The organism is Pseudomonas sp. BIGb0164 (assembly GCF_024810135.1).
GTDB lineage: Bacteria > Pseudomonadota > Gammaproteobacteria > Pseudomonadales > Pseudomonadaceae > Aquipseudomonas.
The window spans coordinates 53,222-68,746 of sequence record NZ_JANUEA010000010.1 but is presented as its reverse complement, the minus strand read 5'-3'; the positions used below and the strand labels follow the sequence as shown (position 1 = coordinate 68,746).

Annotated in this window: 14 protein-coding genes; 11 read left to right on the top strand and 3 right to left on the bottom strand. The window is 63.2% G+C overall.

Annotated elements, in window-relative coordinates; all coding sequences use genetic code 11:
- The first annotated feature begins 13 nt into the window (after positions 1–13).
- The 7 genes from M2394_RS24215 to M2394_RS24185 all read left to right on the top strand — a co-directional run bounded on the left by M2394_RS24215 (position 14) and on the right by M2394_RS24185 (position 6,961).
- On the top strand, positions 14–1,033 hold the full coding sequence (locus tag M2394_RS24215) for a LacI family DNA-binding transcriptional regulator (protein WP_259174843.1): 1,020 nt from the start codon (positions 14–16) through the stop codon (positions 1,031–1,033).
- Positions 1,017–2,021: an ABC transporter substrate-binding protein gene (locus M2394_RS24210; protein ID WP_259174842.1), complete on the top strand. Its 1,005-nt coding sequence runs from the start codon at positions 1,017–1,019 to the stop codon at positions 2,019–2,021. The genes M2394_RS24215 and M2394_RS24210 overlap by 17 nt, the downstream gene beginning before the upstream one ends.
- A complete protein-coding gene (locus M2394_RS24205) occupies positions 2,022–2,840 on the top strand; it encodes an iron ABC transporter permease (protein WP_259174841.1) in 819 nt (272 codons plus the stop codon).
- Positions 2,837–3,631, top strand: coding sequence for an ABC transporter permease (locus M2394_RS24200; RefSeq protein WP_259174840.1), 795 nt, complete (start codon positions 2,837–2,839; stop codon positions 3,629–3,631). The genes M2394_RS24205 and M2394_RS24200 overlap by 4 nt, the downstream gene beginning before the upstream one ends.
- On the top strand, positions 3,628–4,659 hold the full coding sequence (locus M2394_RS24195; protein WP_259174839.1) for an ABC transporter ATP-binding protein: 1,032 nt from the start codon (positions 3,628–3,630) through the stop codon (positions 4,657–4,659). Before M2394_RS24200 ends, M2394_RS24195 begins: the two co-directional genes overlap by 4 nt.
- Before the next feature lie 10 nt (positions 4,660–4,669).
- Positions 4,670–5,503 (top strand): phosphodiesterase, encoded by an 834-nt coding sequence (locus M2394_RS24190; RefSeq protein ID WP_178922236.1) that lies wholly within the window; start codon positions 4,670–4,672, stop codon positions 5,501–5,503.
- A gap of 138 nt (positions 5,504–5,641) precedes the next feature.
- Positions 5,642–6,961: an OprD family porin gene (locus M2394_RS24185; protein WP_259174838.1), complete on the top strand. Its 1,320-nt coding sequence runs from the start codon at positions 5,642–5,644 to the stop codon at positions 6,959–6,961.
- Positions 6,962–7,089: 128 nt separating this feature from the next.
- On the opposite strand, the gene M2394_RS24180 is transcribed toward M2394_RS24185, so the two are convergent.
- Both M2394_RS24180 and M2394_RS24175 read right to left on the bottom strand, forming a co-directional pair.
- Complete coding sequence (locus M2394_RS24180) at positions 7,090–7,539, bottom strand: hypothetical protein (protein WP_259174837.1); 450 nt, start codon at positions 7,537–7,539, stop codon at positions 7,090–7,092.
- Positions 7,540–7,778: 239 nt separating this feature from the next.
- Complete coding sequence (locus tag M2394_RS24175) at positions 7,779–9,422, bottom strand: sensor domain-containing diguanylate cyclase (protein WP_178922230.1); 1,644 nt, start codon at positions 9,420–9,422, stop codon at positions 7,779–7,781.
- A 167-nt stretch (positions 9,423–9,589) separates the two neighbouring features.
- Between M2394_RS24175 and M2394_RS24170 the strand changes: the two genes are divergently transcribed.
- Positions 9,590–10,192, top strand: a complete 603-nt coding sequence (locus M2394_RS24170; protein WP_178922228.1) for a LysE family translocator — start codon at positions 9,590–9,592, stop codon at positions 10,190–10,192.
- A 3-nt stretch (positions 10,193–10,195) separates the two neighbouring features.
- Here the strand turns inward: M2394_RS24170 and M2394_RS24165 are convergent, their stop codons facing one another.
- Positions 10,196–11,350, bottom strand: a complete 1,155-nt coding sequence (locus tag M2394_RS24165) for a DUF1624 domain-containing protein (protein ID WP_259174836.1) — start codon at positions 11,348–11,350, stop codon at positions 10,196–10,198.
- Positions 11,351–11,479: 129 nt separating this feature from the next.
- Here M2394_RS24165 and M2394_RS24160 point away from each other — a divergent pair, with 129 nt between their 5' ends.
- The 3 genes from M2394_RS24160 (at position 11,480) to M2394_RS24150 (ending at position 15,454) form a co-directional block, all read left to right on the top strand.
- Entirely contained in the window at positions 11,480–11,977 is a 498-nt protein-coding gene (locus M2394_RS24160) for a sigma-70 family RNA polymerase sigma factor (protein WP_259174835.1), read from the top strand.
- On the top strand, positions 11,974–12,927 hold the full coding sequence (locus M2394_RS24155; RefSeq protein ID WP_259174834.1) for a FecR domain-containing protein: 954 nt from the start codon (positions 11,974–11,976) through the stop codon (positions 12,925–12,927). Before M2394_RS24160 ends, M2394_RS24155 begins: the two co-directional genes overlap by 4 nt.
- Positions 12,928–13,018: 91 nt before the next feature.
- On the top strand, positions 13,019–15,454 hold the full coding sequence (locus M2394_RS24150) for a TonB-dependent receptor (RefSeq protein WP_259174833.1): 2,436 nt from the start codon (positions 13,019–13,021) through the stop codon (positions 15,452–15,454).
- The last annotated feature ends 71 nt before the right edge of the window (positions 15,455–15,525 follow it).

Below are 15,525 nucleotides of genomic sequence, written 5' to 3'. Positions count from 1 at the left end.
CAAGCGAGTGACAATGACTGACTTGAAAGACGTTGCACGGCTGGCTGGCGTATCACGCGCTACCGCCGCCCGTACCTTTGCTTCTCCCGACCAGGTGCGCCCGACCACCCGTGAGCAGGTGTTCGCTGCCGCCCGTGAACTGGGGTTTCGCCCCAATCTGCTGGGTCGCCAGTTGCGCCTGCAAACCACCCAGTTGATCGGCGTGGTGGTGCCCAACCTGCTCAACCCGGTGTTCGCCGAACAGTTCCAGGCCATGGAGCGCGCCGCTCGGTTGCGTGGCTACAGCCTGTTGCTGGCCACTACCGACTACAACAGCGAGCGCGAGAGCATCGTAGTGGAAGAGCTGCTGCGCCAACGGGTCGACGGCCTGGTGCTGACGGTCACTGATGCCGAAAGCAATGCCGTGCTCAGCAGCCTGAACACCGAACAAACCCCGTTCGTGCTGGCTTATCACCAACCGAGCAACCCCAACTACAGCGCCGTGTCGGTGGATAACCGTGCCGGCATGGCCCTGGCCACGCGTTATTTGCTGGAGGCCGGGCACCGCCGTATCAGTATGGTCGCCGGCCCCGCGTTGCAATCCGACCGGGCGCGCCTGCGCTACGCCGGTTACTGCGACGCCATGAACGAATACGGCCTCGACAGCCGCTCGGTGATCGAAATGCCGGCCCACACCCAGGCCGAATTCGCCGCGATCGAACCCTTCCTGCAAGGTCCGGACGCGCCCACCGCACTGGTGTGTTCCAACGATTTCCTGGCCATCAGCCTGATCGCCGAACTGCGCCGCAACCGCTGGAACGTCCCCGAACAACTCTCGGTGATGGGCTTTGACGGCATCAGCCTCGGCACCCAAATGCACCCGACCCTGTGCAGCGTGGTGCAGCCCATCGCGCTGCTCGCCAGCACCGTGATTGACCAGTTGCTGGCGCAGATCGCCGGCAACGACCCGATTTCCCATTGCCTGCCTTGCCATATCCGGCCGGGCGACAGCACCCAACCCCATGAGGAGACGCCTGATGCGCGCGTTCAGTAAAACCCTGGCAGTCGTGCTGCTGTGCGGGGCCGCCAGCCTTGCCCAGGCTGCCGAAACCGCTATCTGCTACAACTGCCCGCCCGACTGGGCCGACTGGGGCACCCAGCTCAAGGCCATCGCCGCCAGCACCGGCGTGCAGGTGCCGCTGGACAACAAGAACTCCGGCCAGTCCCTGGCGCAGTTGGTGGCCGAAAAAGCCGCGCCCGTGGCCGACGTCGTTTACTACGGCGTGACCTTCGGCCTGCAAGCGCAGAAGGCCGACGTGGTGGGCACCTACAAACCCAAGGCCTGGGACCAGATTCCTGCTGGTTTGAAAGACCCGGCCGGCCACTGGTTCGCAATCCACTCCGGCACCTTGGGCATCATGGTCAACGTCGATGCGCTGGGTGGTTTGCCGGTGCCGCAAAGCTGGGCCGACCTGCTCAAGCCTGAGTACAAAGGCATGGTCGGCTACCTCGACCCGTCCAGCGCGTTTGTCGGCTACGTCTCGGCCGTGGCGATCAATCGCGCCATGGGCGGCGACCTGGACAACTTCGCGCCGGCCATCGACTACTTCCAGAAGCTGGCGAAAAACGCCCCCATCGTGCCCAAGCAAACTGCTTATGCGCGGGTGCTGTCGGGTGAGCTGCCCATCCTGGTGGACTACGACTTCAACGCCTACCGCGCCCGCTACAAGGACAACGCCAACGTCGCCTTCGTGATCCCCAAGGAAGGCAGCATCAGCGTGCCCTACGTGATGAGCCTGGTGGCCAACGCACCGCACCGCGCCAATGCCGAGAAAGTCCTCGACTTCGTATTGTCGGACGAAGGCCAGGCACTGTGGGCCAAGGCCTATCTGCGCCCAGTGCGCGCGATGAAAATGCCGGCTGACGTGGCGGCACAGTTCCTGCCCGATAGCGACTATGCCCGCGCCGGCGTGGTGGACTACGAAAAAATGGCCGCCGTGCAGGAAGCCTTCGCCGCCCGTTACCTGAACGAGGTCAAGTAAGTGGCCGCATCGGCAAGACAGGCAGCCTGGGCCCTGGCCCCGGCCTTCGCGGTGTTGCTGGCGTTCTGGCTGTTGCCGCTGGCGCACCTGGTGGCGCTTGGCGCCGAGAGCCGTGACGCCAATGGCAGCGGCTATTGGCAGGTGCTCAGCAGTGCGCAGTACCTGGGCAGCCTCGGGCAAACCTTGGTCCTGGCCGTGGTGGTGACGCTGGTCGCGTTGGTGATCGGCGGCATCAGCGGGGTGTTCCTCGCCCGGCACCAGTTCTTCGGGCGCTCGGCATTGGTCGCGTTGCTCACCTTTCCCTTGGCCTTTCCCGGCGTGGTGGTGGGCTTCCTGGTGATCCTGCTGGCCGGTCGCCAAGGCTTGCTGGCTTCACTGGGCCTGCAACTGGCCGGTGAGCGCTGGATCTTCGCCTACTCTCTGGCAGGACTGTTCATGGGCTACCTGTACTTCTCGATTCCGCGGGTGATCCTCACGGTGATGGCGGCGTGCGAGAGCCTCGACCGCAGCCTGGAGGAGGCCGCGCACTCCCTGGGCGCCGGGCTTTGGCGCGTGGTGTGCGACGTGATCGTGCCGGGTTTGGCGCCTGCGTTGGCGTCATGCGGGGCGATCTGTTTTGCCACGTCCATGGGCGCCTTCGGTACGGCCTTTACCTTGGGCACTAGGCTCAATGTCACCCCGGTGGCGATCTACAACGTGTTCACCAACTACGCCAACTTTGCCGTCGCCGCTGCGCTGTCAGTGGTGCTGGGCGCGGTGACCTGGGCGGTGCTGCTGCTTACCCGGCGCCTGGTGAAAAACGCGGGGACTGTGCTGTGAAACGTTCATCGCTGTTCGTGATTCAACTGCTGTTCACCTTGCTGGTGTGCGCCTTCATGCTGGTGCCGGTGCTGATGTCGCTGCTGGCCGGCTTGACCCGCAACTTCTTCGTGGGCCTGTCCAGCGGCTTGACCTTCGACTGGCTGGTCCAGGTGTGGCAAGCCTATTCGCCCACTGTGTGGCTGTCGCTGCAACTGGCCCTGGCCTGCGCGGTGTGCGTCTGCGTGATCGGCGTACCGGCGGCCTACGCCCTGGTGCGCATGAACAACCGCTTCAGCCGCGCCTTCGAAGAGTTAATGGTGCTGCCGGTGGCCATGCCCGGCTTGGCCAGTGCTCTGGCGTTGCTGTTGACCTACGGCCAGTTCGGCAGCTTTCGCAGCAGTTGGCTGTTCATCCTGGTCGGCCATGTGCTGTTCACCTTGCCGTTCCTGGTGCGCCCGGTGATGGCGGTGATGCAGCGCCAGCAACTGCCGGTGCTGGAAGAGGCGGCGGCCAGCCTTGGCGCGGGGCCGATCAAGCGCTTTTTCAGCGTGGTGGTGCCCAACTGCCGGGCCGGGATCCTGGCCGGTGTGTTGATGGTGGTGACCTTGTCCCTGGGTGAATTCAACCTGACCTGGATGCTTCACACGCCCATGACCAAGACGCTGCCGGTGGGCCTGGCCGACAGCTACGCCTCGGCGCGCCTGGAAATCGCCAGCGCCTACACCCTTATCTTTTTGCTGATGATCGTGCCGCTGCTGATTGCGCTGCAGGCCATCAGTGCCCGTTTGTCCCGTGGAGAGCGTCGATGACCGCTATCACTATCCGCCTGCAAGGCTGTCGCAAGGCGTTCGCCGACGGCACCGTGGCCGTGCATGACTTGAACCTGACCGTCGAAGGCGGCGAGACCCTGGCGATCCTGGGCCCATCCGGCTGCGGCAAGACCACCACCTTGCGCCTGATCGCCGGCCTTGAGCGCCCGGACGTCGGCCAGGTGCTGTTCGGTGATCAGGACGTGACCCGACTGCCCATCGAGCGCCGCGACGTGGGCATGGTGTTCCAGAACTACGCGCTGTTTCCCAACCTGGATGTGGCCGGGAACATCGTCTACGGCTTGAAGATTCGCGGCATGGCCGCGCTGGAGCGCAACAAGCGCTGCGACGAGTTGCTGGAACTGGTTGGCTTGCAAAATCATGGCAAGCGCAGCATCCATGAGTTGTCGGGCGGCCAGCGCCAGCGGGTGGCGTTGGCCCGCGCCTTGGCCCCGCGCCCGAAAGTGTTGTTGCTGGACGAACCCCTGGCGGCCCTCGACGCACAACTGCGCGAACGCCTGCGCAGCGAGCTCAATGAGCTGCTGCGTGGCCTCGGCATCACCTCGGTGTTCGTCACCCACGACCAGGGCGAAGCCATGGCCCTGGGCGACCGCATCCTGGTGATGGAGCAAGGGCGTGTCGCGCAGTTGGCCAGCCCGCGGGAGATCTACCAGAAACCGGCCAATGCCTTCGTCGCAGGCTTTGTCGGCAACCTCAATGCTTTCCCGGTGATCGCGTCGTCGGCCCATGGTTTGAAAGTCTGCGGCGGCGAGCTGCCGTGGCATGCTGCCGAGCGGCCCAGCACGGTGTATTGCCGCCCCGAACACCTCAAGGTGATGGAGAGCGAAGGGCACCTGCACGGCCACCTGCTGGCGCAGTTCTTCCAGGGCGCGCAGAGCCGTTTACTGGTGGAGGTGGGCGGCCCGCAACCGCTGCTGGTGGACAGCAGCGACAACCAACTCTACGCCGTCGGCGCACCGATTGCCCTGGCGATTGCGCCGCATATGTTGTTCACCCTGAATGCCTGAGACTCTATTTGTGAATCGTCCGTTTATCGTTGCGCAGATCAGCGACCTGCACCTCAAAGCCGGCCAACGCCTCACCTATGGTGTGGTCGATACCTTGGGCGCGCTGCGCCGAGCCGTCGACCATTTGAACGCCAGTCACCCACGGCCCGACATCGTGGTCATCAGTGGCGACCTGGTGGACTTCGGCCGTGCCGATGAATACGCCGTGCTGCACCCTGAACTCGCACGCCTGCACATGCCGTGCTACCTGGTGCCAGGTAACCACGACACGCGGGGGCCGTTGCTTCACGCATTTGCGGATCACGCCTACTTGCCAGCGTCGGCTGACGGCCCGCTGGACTGGGTGGTGGACGAACATCCGCTGCGCTTGATCGGCCTGGACTCGACCATCCCCGGTGGCCACGGCGGCCAGTTGCTCGACAGTCAATTACAGTGGCTCGACGAACAGTTGGCGCTGCGCCCCGACGCGCCCACTTTGCTGATCCTGCACCACCCGCCGTTTATCAGCGGCATTGGCCATATGGACCGCGAACCCTTTATCAACGCCGCTGCCCTGGAGCGTGTGGTCGCTCGTCACCCGCAGGTGGAGCGCCTGCTCTGCGGGCATTTGCATCGTCCGATGCAGCGGCGTTTCGGTGGCAGCATCAGTTGTGTGTGCCCGGGCACCTCGCACCAGATCGTGCTTGATTTGCAGGATGCAGCCCCTGCGCATTTCAACCTGGAACCGGCCGGTTACCTGCTGCACCGCTGGGATCAATCTCAAGGGTTGATCAGCCACAACGCGGTGTTCGGGGACTACCCGGGGCCGTACCCGTTTTATGACGCTCATGGATTGATTGACTAGCCGTTTACGGAGGTCCACTTCGCACAACTAAGTCGTTGAACGTTAGTTAACGCACCGGCCAACCCGAGTTTGGCCGAGTGTTTTCTGCTGCCCATTTTTTGCGCCCGGAACTTGAATTCCGCGCTGGAGCTCGTCCTGATGAAAGCCACTTTGAATGTATTAAGCGTATTGACCGGTACGTTGGGCGTGGCCCTGAGCCCCTTGGCCTCGGCTGACTTCCTGGGGGACAGCAAAGCCAATTTGAACATGCGCAACTTCTACTTCAACAACGATAACCGTGACGGTGCGGCGGCACCGTCGAAGACTGAAGAGTGGGGCCAGGCGTTTATCCTCAACTACCAGTCGGGCTTTACCGACGGCACGGTCGGCTTTGGCCTGGATGCGATCGGCATGCTCGGCGTGACCCTCGACAGCGGCGCCGGGCGCCATGTGGGCAGTTCGATGATCCCCAACGATGACGGCAAGGCGGCAGACAGTTGGGCCCGTGGCGGCGCAACGGCCAAGGCGCGTTTCGCCGGGAGTGAACTGCGCTACGGCTACCTGCGGCCGAACTTGCCGATCCTGGTGAGTAACGATGGCCGCCTGTTGCCGCAGTCGTTCGAAGGCGGGCAGATCACCAGCAAGGACATCGACAACCTGACCCTGATCGGCGGCCAGTTGCAACACACCACCGGTCGAGGTTCCAGCGACCGCAGTGGGTTGGCGGCGGCGGGCGGCACTCAGGAAAGCAACAAATTCAACTATGCCGGCGCCGATTACCAGGTGACCAAGGACCTGATGGTCCAGTACTACTACGCCAATCTTGAAGACTATTACCAGCAGCACTTTGCCGGTTTGATCCACGTGTTGCCGCTGGGTGATTACGGCTCGTTGAAAACCGACCTGCGTTACTTCAAGACCACCTCCGACGGCAAAAACAGCAGCGCCGCCGGGCGGGCCGAAGGCTACAAGTTGAGCGGCTATACCAAGAACGGCACGGGTGAAATCGACAACAACACCTGGAGTGCGGCGTTCATCTACTCCCTGGGTCCGCACGCGATTACGGCGGGTTACCAGCAAGTGTCGGACGACAGCAACTTCGCCCAGCTCAACCAGGGTGGTCTGGTGAACAAAGGGGAGGGCGGTTCCAGCCTCTACCTCTACACCGACCGCACCGTGCAGACCTTCATCCAGGCCGGCGAGCGCACGGCGTTTGCGCAATACGCCTACGACTTCGTCGCACTGGGCCTGCCGGGGCTCAAGGCGTCGGTGATGTACCTCAAGGGCGACCACATCCTCACCACCGCCGGCAACAACGCCAGCGAGTGGGAGCGGGATATCTCCCTGGATTACGTGGTGCAGAGCGGCACGTTCAAGAACGTCGGGTTTGGCTGGCGCAACGGCGTATCGCGCAGCGACGTCGCACGGGACCAGGACCAGAACCGCGTGTTCGTGAGCTACTCGATCCCCCTGCTATAAACCCGATCTTTGTAGTGAGCGAGCTTGCTCGCGCCGCGCCAGCCCAGACACCGCCCGTTCGCAGGAGAAATCGGGTGCCTGGGACAACGCGGCGCGGGGCGAGCCCGCTCACTACAAGCCCCGTGTGCTTAGTCGCTGCTGCTGCCCAGTAGAATCCAGCGCTGTCCTTGCGCGTGAATATCCAGGGCGAACTCCCACCACACCGGATAGCCCGGATGACCTTTGGCCAAGTAGAACTCATGGATTGCATCGGCCTGGTGAAGATGAACGCCTTGGGTCAATTGCTCCACCAAGCCGATGATTTCTTCGCGTTTATCCGGCAGGTCAATAGGGCCTCCACCTGAGTCGCCCACAAAGAAGAACGACTCAAGCATGAGTGCGCGCGCGCCCTCGGCACTGATTGGCGCACTGCGAGTGACTTCGCAGGATGAACTCACCGTTTGCTTGAGCGCTTCAATCAACGGTTGCTCAGTACTCAATGGACCATAACTGTCCACCGAAACCATGTAGTTGTAGCCGTAAAGAAGATGTTCGAGCCTGAGTATGTATTCAGGTCTGTTGTCGTTTATTACCTGCATCCCGTTTCCCTTTTCAGACCCGCCTCCGTTAATACACCAGGCGACCTAAACAGGCCAGCAATAGCGCCAGGCAACCCACGCCAAGCAGAGTGAGGGCCAGTGCCAAAACGTGCGCCAGCACTATCGTCAATGGGTGCATGGTGTGCTTCCTGAGGTGTTAAGGAAGCACGATTATGAAAAGCCCCTGCCAGCGGATACAGACGCTGGCGGATATTTCAGTGATAAGCAAAACCCAAGGTTTACGCCACCCGGTTCCTGCCCGCACCCTTGGCCTGGTAGAGCTGCATGTCGGCGCGCTTGAGCAGTGCCGAGGAGTCGCGGTCCGACGGCTCGGCCACGCCCACGCCAATGCTCACCGTCACATGGCCCACCGTGGGGAATTGGGCGGCGGCCACGGCGGCGCGGATTTTTTCGGCGACTACTTCGGGGCTGTCCGGTTCTTCGACTTCGGGTAGCAGCACCGCGAACTCCTCACCGCCGTAACGCGCGACAAAGTCCGTGGCGCGGGTGGTGCTTTCGATCAGGGCAGCGAGCTGGCAGAGCACGTCGTCACCCACAGCGTGCCCGTAGGTATCGTTGACCCGTTTGAAGTAGTCGGCGTCGATCAACAGCAGGGCGAAGGTGCGCCCGGTGCGCTGGAACAACAGACTGTTTTCGGCGAGTTTTTCATCGAAGCGACGGCGGTTGTAGACCCCGGTCAGCGCGTCGTGAGTGGCCAGTTTCAACAGGTCAGCGTTGGCCTGGGTGAGGTCGGCCGTGCGTTGGGCGACCGTCGCTTCAAGGGACGCATTGGCTTCCTGCAACTCACGTTCCTTGCTAAGCAACGATTGAGTCATGCGGCTGATGGACTGCCCCAGCTGGGCGATTTCCAGCACCGGATGCTCCTGGGAAAACACCGCGCCAGGCTGCTGTTCCTGCACAAGCTTGGCGGACTTGGCCAGGCGTTCGATCGGCCGGCTCAGGGTCAGTGCCAGGTAGTACGCCACCAGGCCGAACACGAGGGCGGCGAGCACGCCCAGGATCAGCAATTTGTACAACAGCACCCGTGCCGGTTGCAGGGCGATGTCCAGCGGCTGGCGGACCACGATGTACCACGACAGGTTGGCATTGGACGGGCTCGGCACCGCCACCGAGGCACTCACGTAGCCGTTGCCGGTGGTCCAGCCGGTAGGCGAGTGCAGGTTGGCCTGGGGCATTTGCTCGCCCGCGAGGATCTCGGGGTAGAGCACCTTGCCGTCGAAGTCGATGATCAGTGCTTGCAGGTTGGGCGCGGCGTCCTTTTGCATCACCGCCGCATCGACGATCTGGGTCACCCAGCGCCAGTGCGCGTGGGCACCGAGCACGCCGATGGTTTCACCCTTGGCGTTGCGGATCGGCGCGGCAAAGTCGATAAAGCGCAACGGCTCACCCTTGGCCGCACTCGGCAACAGCTTGGCCAGCAGCACGGCTTCGTGGGGATCACCGGTGTACTCACCGCGCATGCCCGCCTGGAACCACGGGCGTTGCTGCACCGACTGATTGACCAGCAACCCCTTCACCGCCTGGCGCACACGGCCCTCGGCGTCCGCTACGCCCATCCACGCGTACTCGGCGCGTGACTGGGTGCGCAACTCCATCAAGGTCATGATGTCCGGTGCATCCAGGTTGCCCTGGCGGAACAGTGGCGCCTTGCTCAGCAACGACACTTCCAGCTGCCGCTCACGCAACTGCACCGCCAGCAGTGCCGCGCTGGAACGGGCGGTGCTGAGCAGCGCGTTGCCGCTGGCCTGCTTCACCTGTTCAGTGGCGATATGGCCTACGTAAAAGCCCACGATCAGCAGAGTGAGCACCGATAAACCGGCAAACCACAGGGTCAGGTGAGTACGCAGACTGGCTTTGAGCATTGGGCACGTTCACAGGCTAGGTGTCATTACATGGTAGGCGTAATCTCAGCCCCGGTGCCAGTTGCGATTCGTAGGCCCACCCGCTGCCGTGCCGACCTACGAACGTACAAGAACCCCCATGGCAGCCCTCAGTAGACTCGCTGCATTCCCTCTACTGCAGGTTTTCCATGGACATTTTTCTCTACGCATTCAGCGTCATGTACAGCCCCGGCCCGGTGAATTTCATGGGCCTTAATGCCGGGCTCACCGGCCAGTTCCGTCGTTCCACCGGGTTTTTCATCGGCGTGGGCTGCGCGATGCTGGTGTTGTTCGTGCTGTTTGGCTACACCGGCGAAGCGATCATCTCCCAGGCGGCGCTGCCCTACATCTCGTTGGTGGGCGGCGTGTACACGCTGTACCTCGCGTACCAGGTGTTCACTGCGCGCACGGTGGTGGATGAGGCGGCGTCAACGGCGCCGACCAAGACCCTGACGTTCTGGAACGGGTTGGTGATCCAGTTGCTCAATCCCAAGGGCATCATGGCGGTGCTGCCGATCACCAGTGTGATGCTGCCGGCAGCGCACATCACCGGCGTGTCGATTGCGCTGGTGTCGGCGGTGCTGGCCTTTGGCGCGTTTGGTGCGCCGTGGGTGTACGCACTGCTCGGGGCTGGGCTGGGGCGGCGTATCAACGGGACTTCGGCGTTCACCGTGTTCAACCGGTGCATGGGGATTGCGTTGGCGGTGTGCGCGTACTTCATGTTTCACGCGTTTTATGTGCACATCGTGTAGTCGTTACAGGTATTTGAGCCAGGCCAGGTCGCGGCGGCGTGCCTTGAGCCCGGCAAACCAGCGCACGGGCGGATACAGCGCCAGCGGTAGCAGCAGCGCCACCAGCCACACGGCGCCGATGCTGTCGAAGCCGAAGTAGGTGCCGTGATTGAGGCCAAACAACGCCACGCACGCGACATACAGGATTTTCAGCACATACAGGTGCAGCAGATAAAAGAACATCGGCGCGGCGCCAAAGGTGGCCAGCAGGGCGATCCAGCGTTTGTGCCCCGCGCGCTCAAAGGCCAGCAACAGCAGCAGACCCACGCCCAAGGTCATCGCCAGGAACAACAGTGAAGGCGGGTACTTGGTCACGTTGAAAACACTCATCAGCGTCTGCACGCCACTGTCGTAGCTCTGCCAGGGCTTTTCACCGTAGCCATTGAGTGTTCGCACCACGGCAAACCCGATCAGCGCCCCTGTACCTGCCAGCAGCAGATAACGCTGACGCCTCGCTGGCTGCAGGCCATTGGCAAACCACGGACCCAGGCCGTAACCCAGGGCAATTACGCCGATCCACGGCATTACCGGGTAGGTGGTGCGCAGGCGCAGCGAATCGCCGACTTCGATCCAGCTGCGCTCATGCAGGATCGCCCACAGGTTTTGCAGGGCCGAGCCGGGCGCGAAGTGCACGCCATCCAGCAGGTTGTGGCCAGCGATGATGAGCAACGCCAACCCAATCAACAGCGACCTTGGTAGCCATACCAGGGCGGCAAGGGCGAGCATGCTTACGCCGATGGCCCAGATCACTTGCAGGTAGATCACGCTCGGCGGCAGTTGGAAGGTCCAGGCGAAGTTGACCAGGGTGAATTCCAGCACCACCAAAAACAGACCGCGCTTGAACAGGAATGCCGATACATCCTGGCGGCCCTGGTATTTCTGGCCGTACAACCACGCCGACAAGCCAGTGAGCAGCACGAACACCGGCGCGCACAGGTGGGCGAGGGTGCGGCTGACAAACAGGGCCGGTTCGGTGCTGTCGATGTTCATCGGGTCGCTGACCTGGCGGTGCAGCAGGAAGGTTTCGCGCACGTGGTCCAGCAACATGAACAGGATCACCAGGCCACGCAGGGCGTCGATGGAAAGCAGGCGTTGGCGCAGCGGGACAGCGTTGGTCATGGGCGAGGGTCACAGGTCAGGCGAAAAATTGGCGTTATCCTATAACATTAATTAACGCGTTGCCGGTCTCTGTGGCTGCGATTAGAATGCGATCAATTCTTAATTACTTCCGGGATCCGGGTGATCTGCATGTCGTCTTCGCTCCATCTGCCGCTCCAGGCGCTGTACTGCGAACACCACGGATGGTTGTACCGCTGGCTCGACCGCAAGCTGGGCAACGCCAGCGACGCAGCCGACCTGGCCCATGACACCTTCATGCGCTTGCTCACGCGCCAGAACCCCGCAGGGTATGGCAGCGAGCCGCGCGCCTTGCTCACCCATATCGCCAAGGGCCTGATGATCGACAGCTGGCGCCGCCAGGAAGTCGAGCGCGCTTATCTGGAAACCATCGCCCATCTGCCGGAGCAGCACGTCCCGTCGCCGGAAACCCGCTGGCTGATCCTTGAGGCGCTGTACCGCATCGAGGCCATGTTGCGTGACTTGCCCGAGAAAACCCGTCAAACGTTCCTGTTGTCGCAGATCGATGGCCTGACCTACCCGCAGATCGCCGATGAGCTGAAGGTGTCGCTGGCCTCGGTCAAGCGCTACATGCGCGATGCCTTCCTCGCGTGCCTGAGCGTGGCATGAACCCGTCCATCGACCCGCAGATCCTCGGCGAAGCCGCCGACTGGATGGTGCAACTGCAGTCCGGCAGCGCCACCGACGAAGACCGCCGCGCCGTGGCCCAATGGCAGGGCCGCAGTGCCCAGCACGCGCAAGCCTGGCAGCGCGCGGAAGCGATATTGGGCGACTTCAACAGCGTGCCGGGGGCCATCGCCGGTGAGACCCTCAAGCGCATCGGTCGCAAACAATCCCTGGGCCGGCGCCACGCACTCGGGCTGTTGCTGCTGGCGGGCCCGGCGACATGGCTGGCGTACCAGCACAAGCCCTGGCAAGCCTGGACGGCCGACCAGCACACGGCCATTGGCGAACAGCGCCCCCTCACCTTGCCCGACGGCACACAGCTGCTGATCAACACCAACAGTTCCTTGAATATCGCCTTCACCGACCAGGTGCGGCGCATCGAGCTGTTGCAAGGCGAGGTGATGATTACCACCGCCAAAGACCCTGCGCCGATACATCGCCCGTTTATCGTGCAGACCCGCCACGGCACCGCCCGCGCCCTGGGGACGCATTTCAGCGTGCGCGTGGGTGAGCAGAGCAGTCGCGTCGCCGTGCTTGAGGGGGCCGTGGAAATGCTGCCGGAACACGCCAGCCGTGGGGTGATCCTCAAGGCCGGTGAACAGAGCGCGTTTGGCCGCGACAGCGTGGCGGCGGTGGAACCGTTGGCGGTCAGCGCGACCACCTGGGAGAACGGCATGCTGCTGGCCCAGCACATGCGCCTGGCGGATCTGCTCGACGAACTGGGCCGCTACCGCCCCGGTGTGTTGCGCTGCCATGAACGTGTGGCGGGCTTGACCGTTTCCGGCGCGTTCCCGTTGCGCGACACCGACGCCAGCCTGCGTTTGCTGCAGGAAACCCTGCCGGTGAAGGTCAGCAGCCTGACCGGTTACTGGGTCACCGTTGAGCCGCGCTGAATTTTTTTTCACTGTTCGCTGAGACCTTTTACGTTGTCGCCCGGTGTAGGGGAATAACCCTCACCTTTGCACCGCGCCGACAGGAATGCCCATGACCGCCACCCCGCACCCCATTCGCCCCTTGAAAGCCTTGAGCCTGGCTGTTGCCCTGGCGGCCATCGCACCGTTGCACAGCGCGCTGGCCGCCGAGGCCGCTTCCACCCGCGCGGCACGCAGCTACACCGTCGCGCCGGGGCCGTTGGGTAATGTACTGGCGCAGTTCGCGGCGCTGTCCGGGGTGCCGTTGTCGTTTGACTCCACGCTGCTCAATGACCAGCAGAGCGCCGGGCTGCAAGGCGACTTCACCGCGCAGTCGGGGTTGCTGCACTTGCTGCAGGGCAGCGGCTACACCTTGCAAAGCACCGGTACCCAGGGTTACACGGTGGTGCCCGAGGCCAGTGGCGCGGCCGTGCAACTGGGCGCGACCACCATCAGCGGCGAGGCGGGCGGGGCACAGGCGGACACCTACGGCGGCGGCCAGGTGGCGCGCACGGCACGCCTGGGTGTGCTGGGCAATCGTTCGATCAATGATGTGCCGTTCAGCGTGGTCAGCTACACCGCCAAGACCATCGCCGACCAGCAGGCCCGCACCGTGGGCGATGTGTTGCTCAACGATGCGTCGGTGCGTCAGTCCTCGGGGTTCGGCAACTTCTCCCAGATGTTCATCATTCGCGGCTTGCCGCTGAACACCGATGACATTGCCTTCAACGGCCTTTACGGCGTGCTGCCTCGGCAGATCATCACCACCGAAGCCCTGGAGCGCGTGGAGTTGTTCAAGGGGCCCAACGCCTTCGTCAACGGCGTGTCGCCGGCCGGCACGGGCATCGGCGGCAGCGTCAACCTGGTGCCCAAGCGCGCCGAAGACACGCCAACTCGCAGCGTCAGCCTCGACTACGCCAGCGACGGCCAGACCGGTGGCCACCTCGACCTGGGCCAGCGTTTCGGTGAAGACAACCGCTTCGGTGCGCGGGTCAACCTGGCCAGGCACGGAGGCGACACGGCCATCGACGATGAAAACAAAAGCTCGCAGCTGGTGGCCATTGCCCTGGACTACCGTGGCGATCGGCTGCGGTTGTCCACCGATTTCGGCTACCAGAAAGAACGCATCAACAACGGCCGCGCCGTGGTGTACCCCACCGGCACCCAAGTGCCCAAGGCGCCTTCGGCCAAGCATAACTACGCCCAGGACTGGAGCTGGTCGGAACTGGAAGACACCTACGGCATGTTCAACGCCGAGTACGACCTCACTGACAACTGGACGGCCTATGTGGGCGGCGGTGCCAAGCATACGCGGGAGAACGGCGAGTATTCGTCGCTGTACGTGGGCAACGATGGCAGCGGGCGCGTGGGTTTCCTCTATTCTCCCCACGATGAAGACAACAAGAGCGCGATGGCCGGGTTGAATGGACACTTCGACACCGGGCCGGTGACCCATCAGATGAACCTCGGTTTGTCGGGCATCTGGGGTGAGCAGCGTTCGGCGTTCGAGGCGATCACCCAGGCCAATCGCAAGCCCGGCAACCTCTACAACCCGACCCAGATCCCGCGCCCCACCGTGACCTACTTCGGCAGTGACATCCATGACCCACGGGTGGTCGGCAAGAATCGCATCAAGAGCGCCGCCGCCTCCGACACCCTGGGCTTTCTCGATGACCGCGTCCTGCTGACCGTGGGCGTGCGCCGCCAGACCATCGAAGTGGACGCGTGGAACACCACCACCGGTGCGCGCAACGCCAACTACGACAAGTCGATCACTACGCCGGTGTACGGCCTGGTGCTCAAGCCGTGGGAGCACGTGTCGTTCTACGCCAACCGCATCGAGGGGCTGGCCCAGGGGCCGACGTCGCCGTCTACAGGTGTGACCAACCCCAATGTCACCTTCGCACCCAAGCGCAGCAAGCAGACCGAAGCCGGGGTCAAGCTGGATTGGGACAGCTACGGGGCGACGCTCGGGGTGTATCGAATCGAGCAGCCGAACAACGCCACCTCGCGTTTGCCGGGCAATAGCCTGGATACGTTCAGTGTCGATGGCCTGCAAATCAACAAAGGCGTGGAGCTGAATGTGTTCGGCGAGCCGATTGATGGCTTGCGCTTGTTGACCGGTGCGACCTGGATGCACACCGAACAGCAGAACACCTCCAACGGCCTGACCGATGGCAATCGTGTGGCCGGTGTGCCGCGCTACCAGTTCAACGTGGGGGCTGACTGGGACGTGCCGGGTATTCAGGGGGCGGCCGTCAGCGCACGCCTGTTGCGCACCGGGGGGGAGTACGTGAATGCCGCCAATACCCTGGACATCCCGGCCTGGACCCGCGTCGACCTCGGCGCGCGTTATGGCTTCAAGGCCGACGACAAGACCATCACCCTGCGCGCCAACCTTGAGAACGTGGCGAACAAGGCGTACTGGGCCTCGGCTTCGACGGCCAATAACTACCTGACCCAGGGGGAGCCGCGCACGCTCAAGGTTTCGGCTACTGTCGACTTCTAACGCTTCCTGGTGTTTGGGGCGACGCGGCGCGGGGCAAGCCCGCTCACTACAAACGGCGCTGTTGTAGTGAG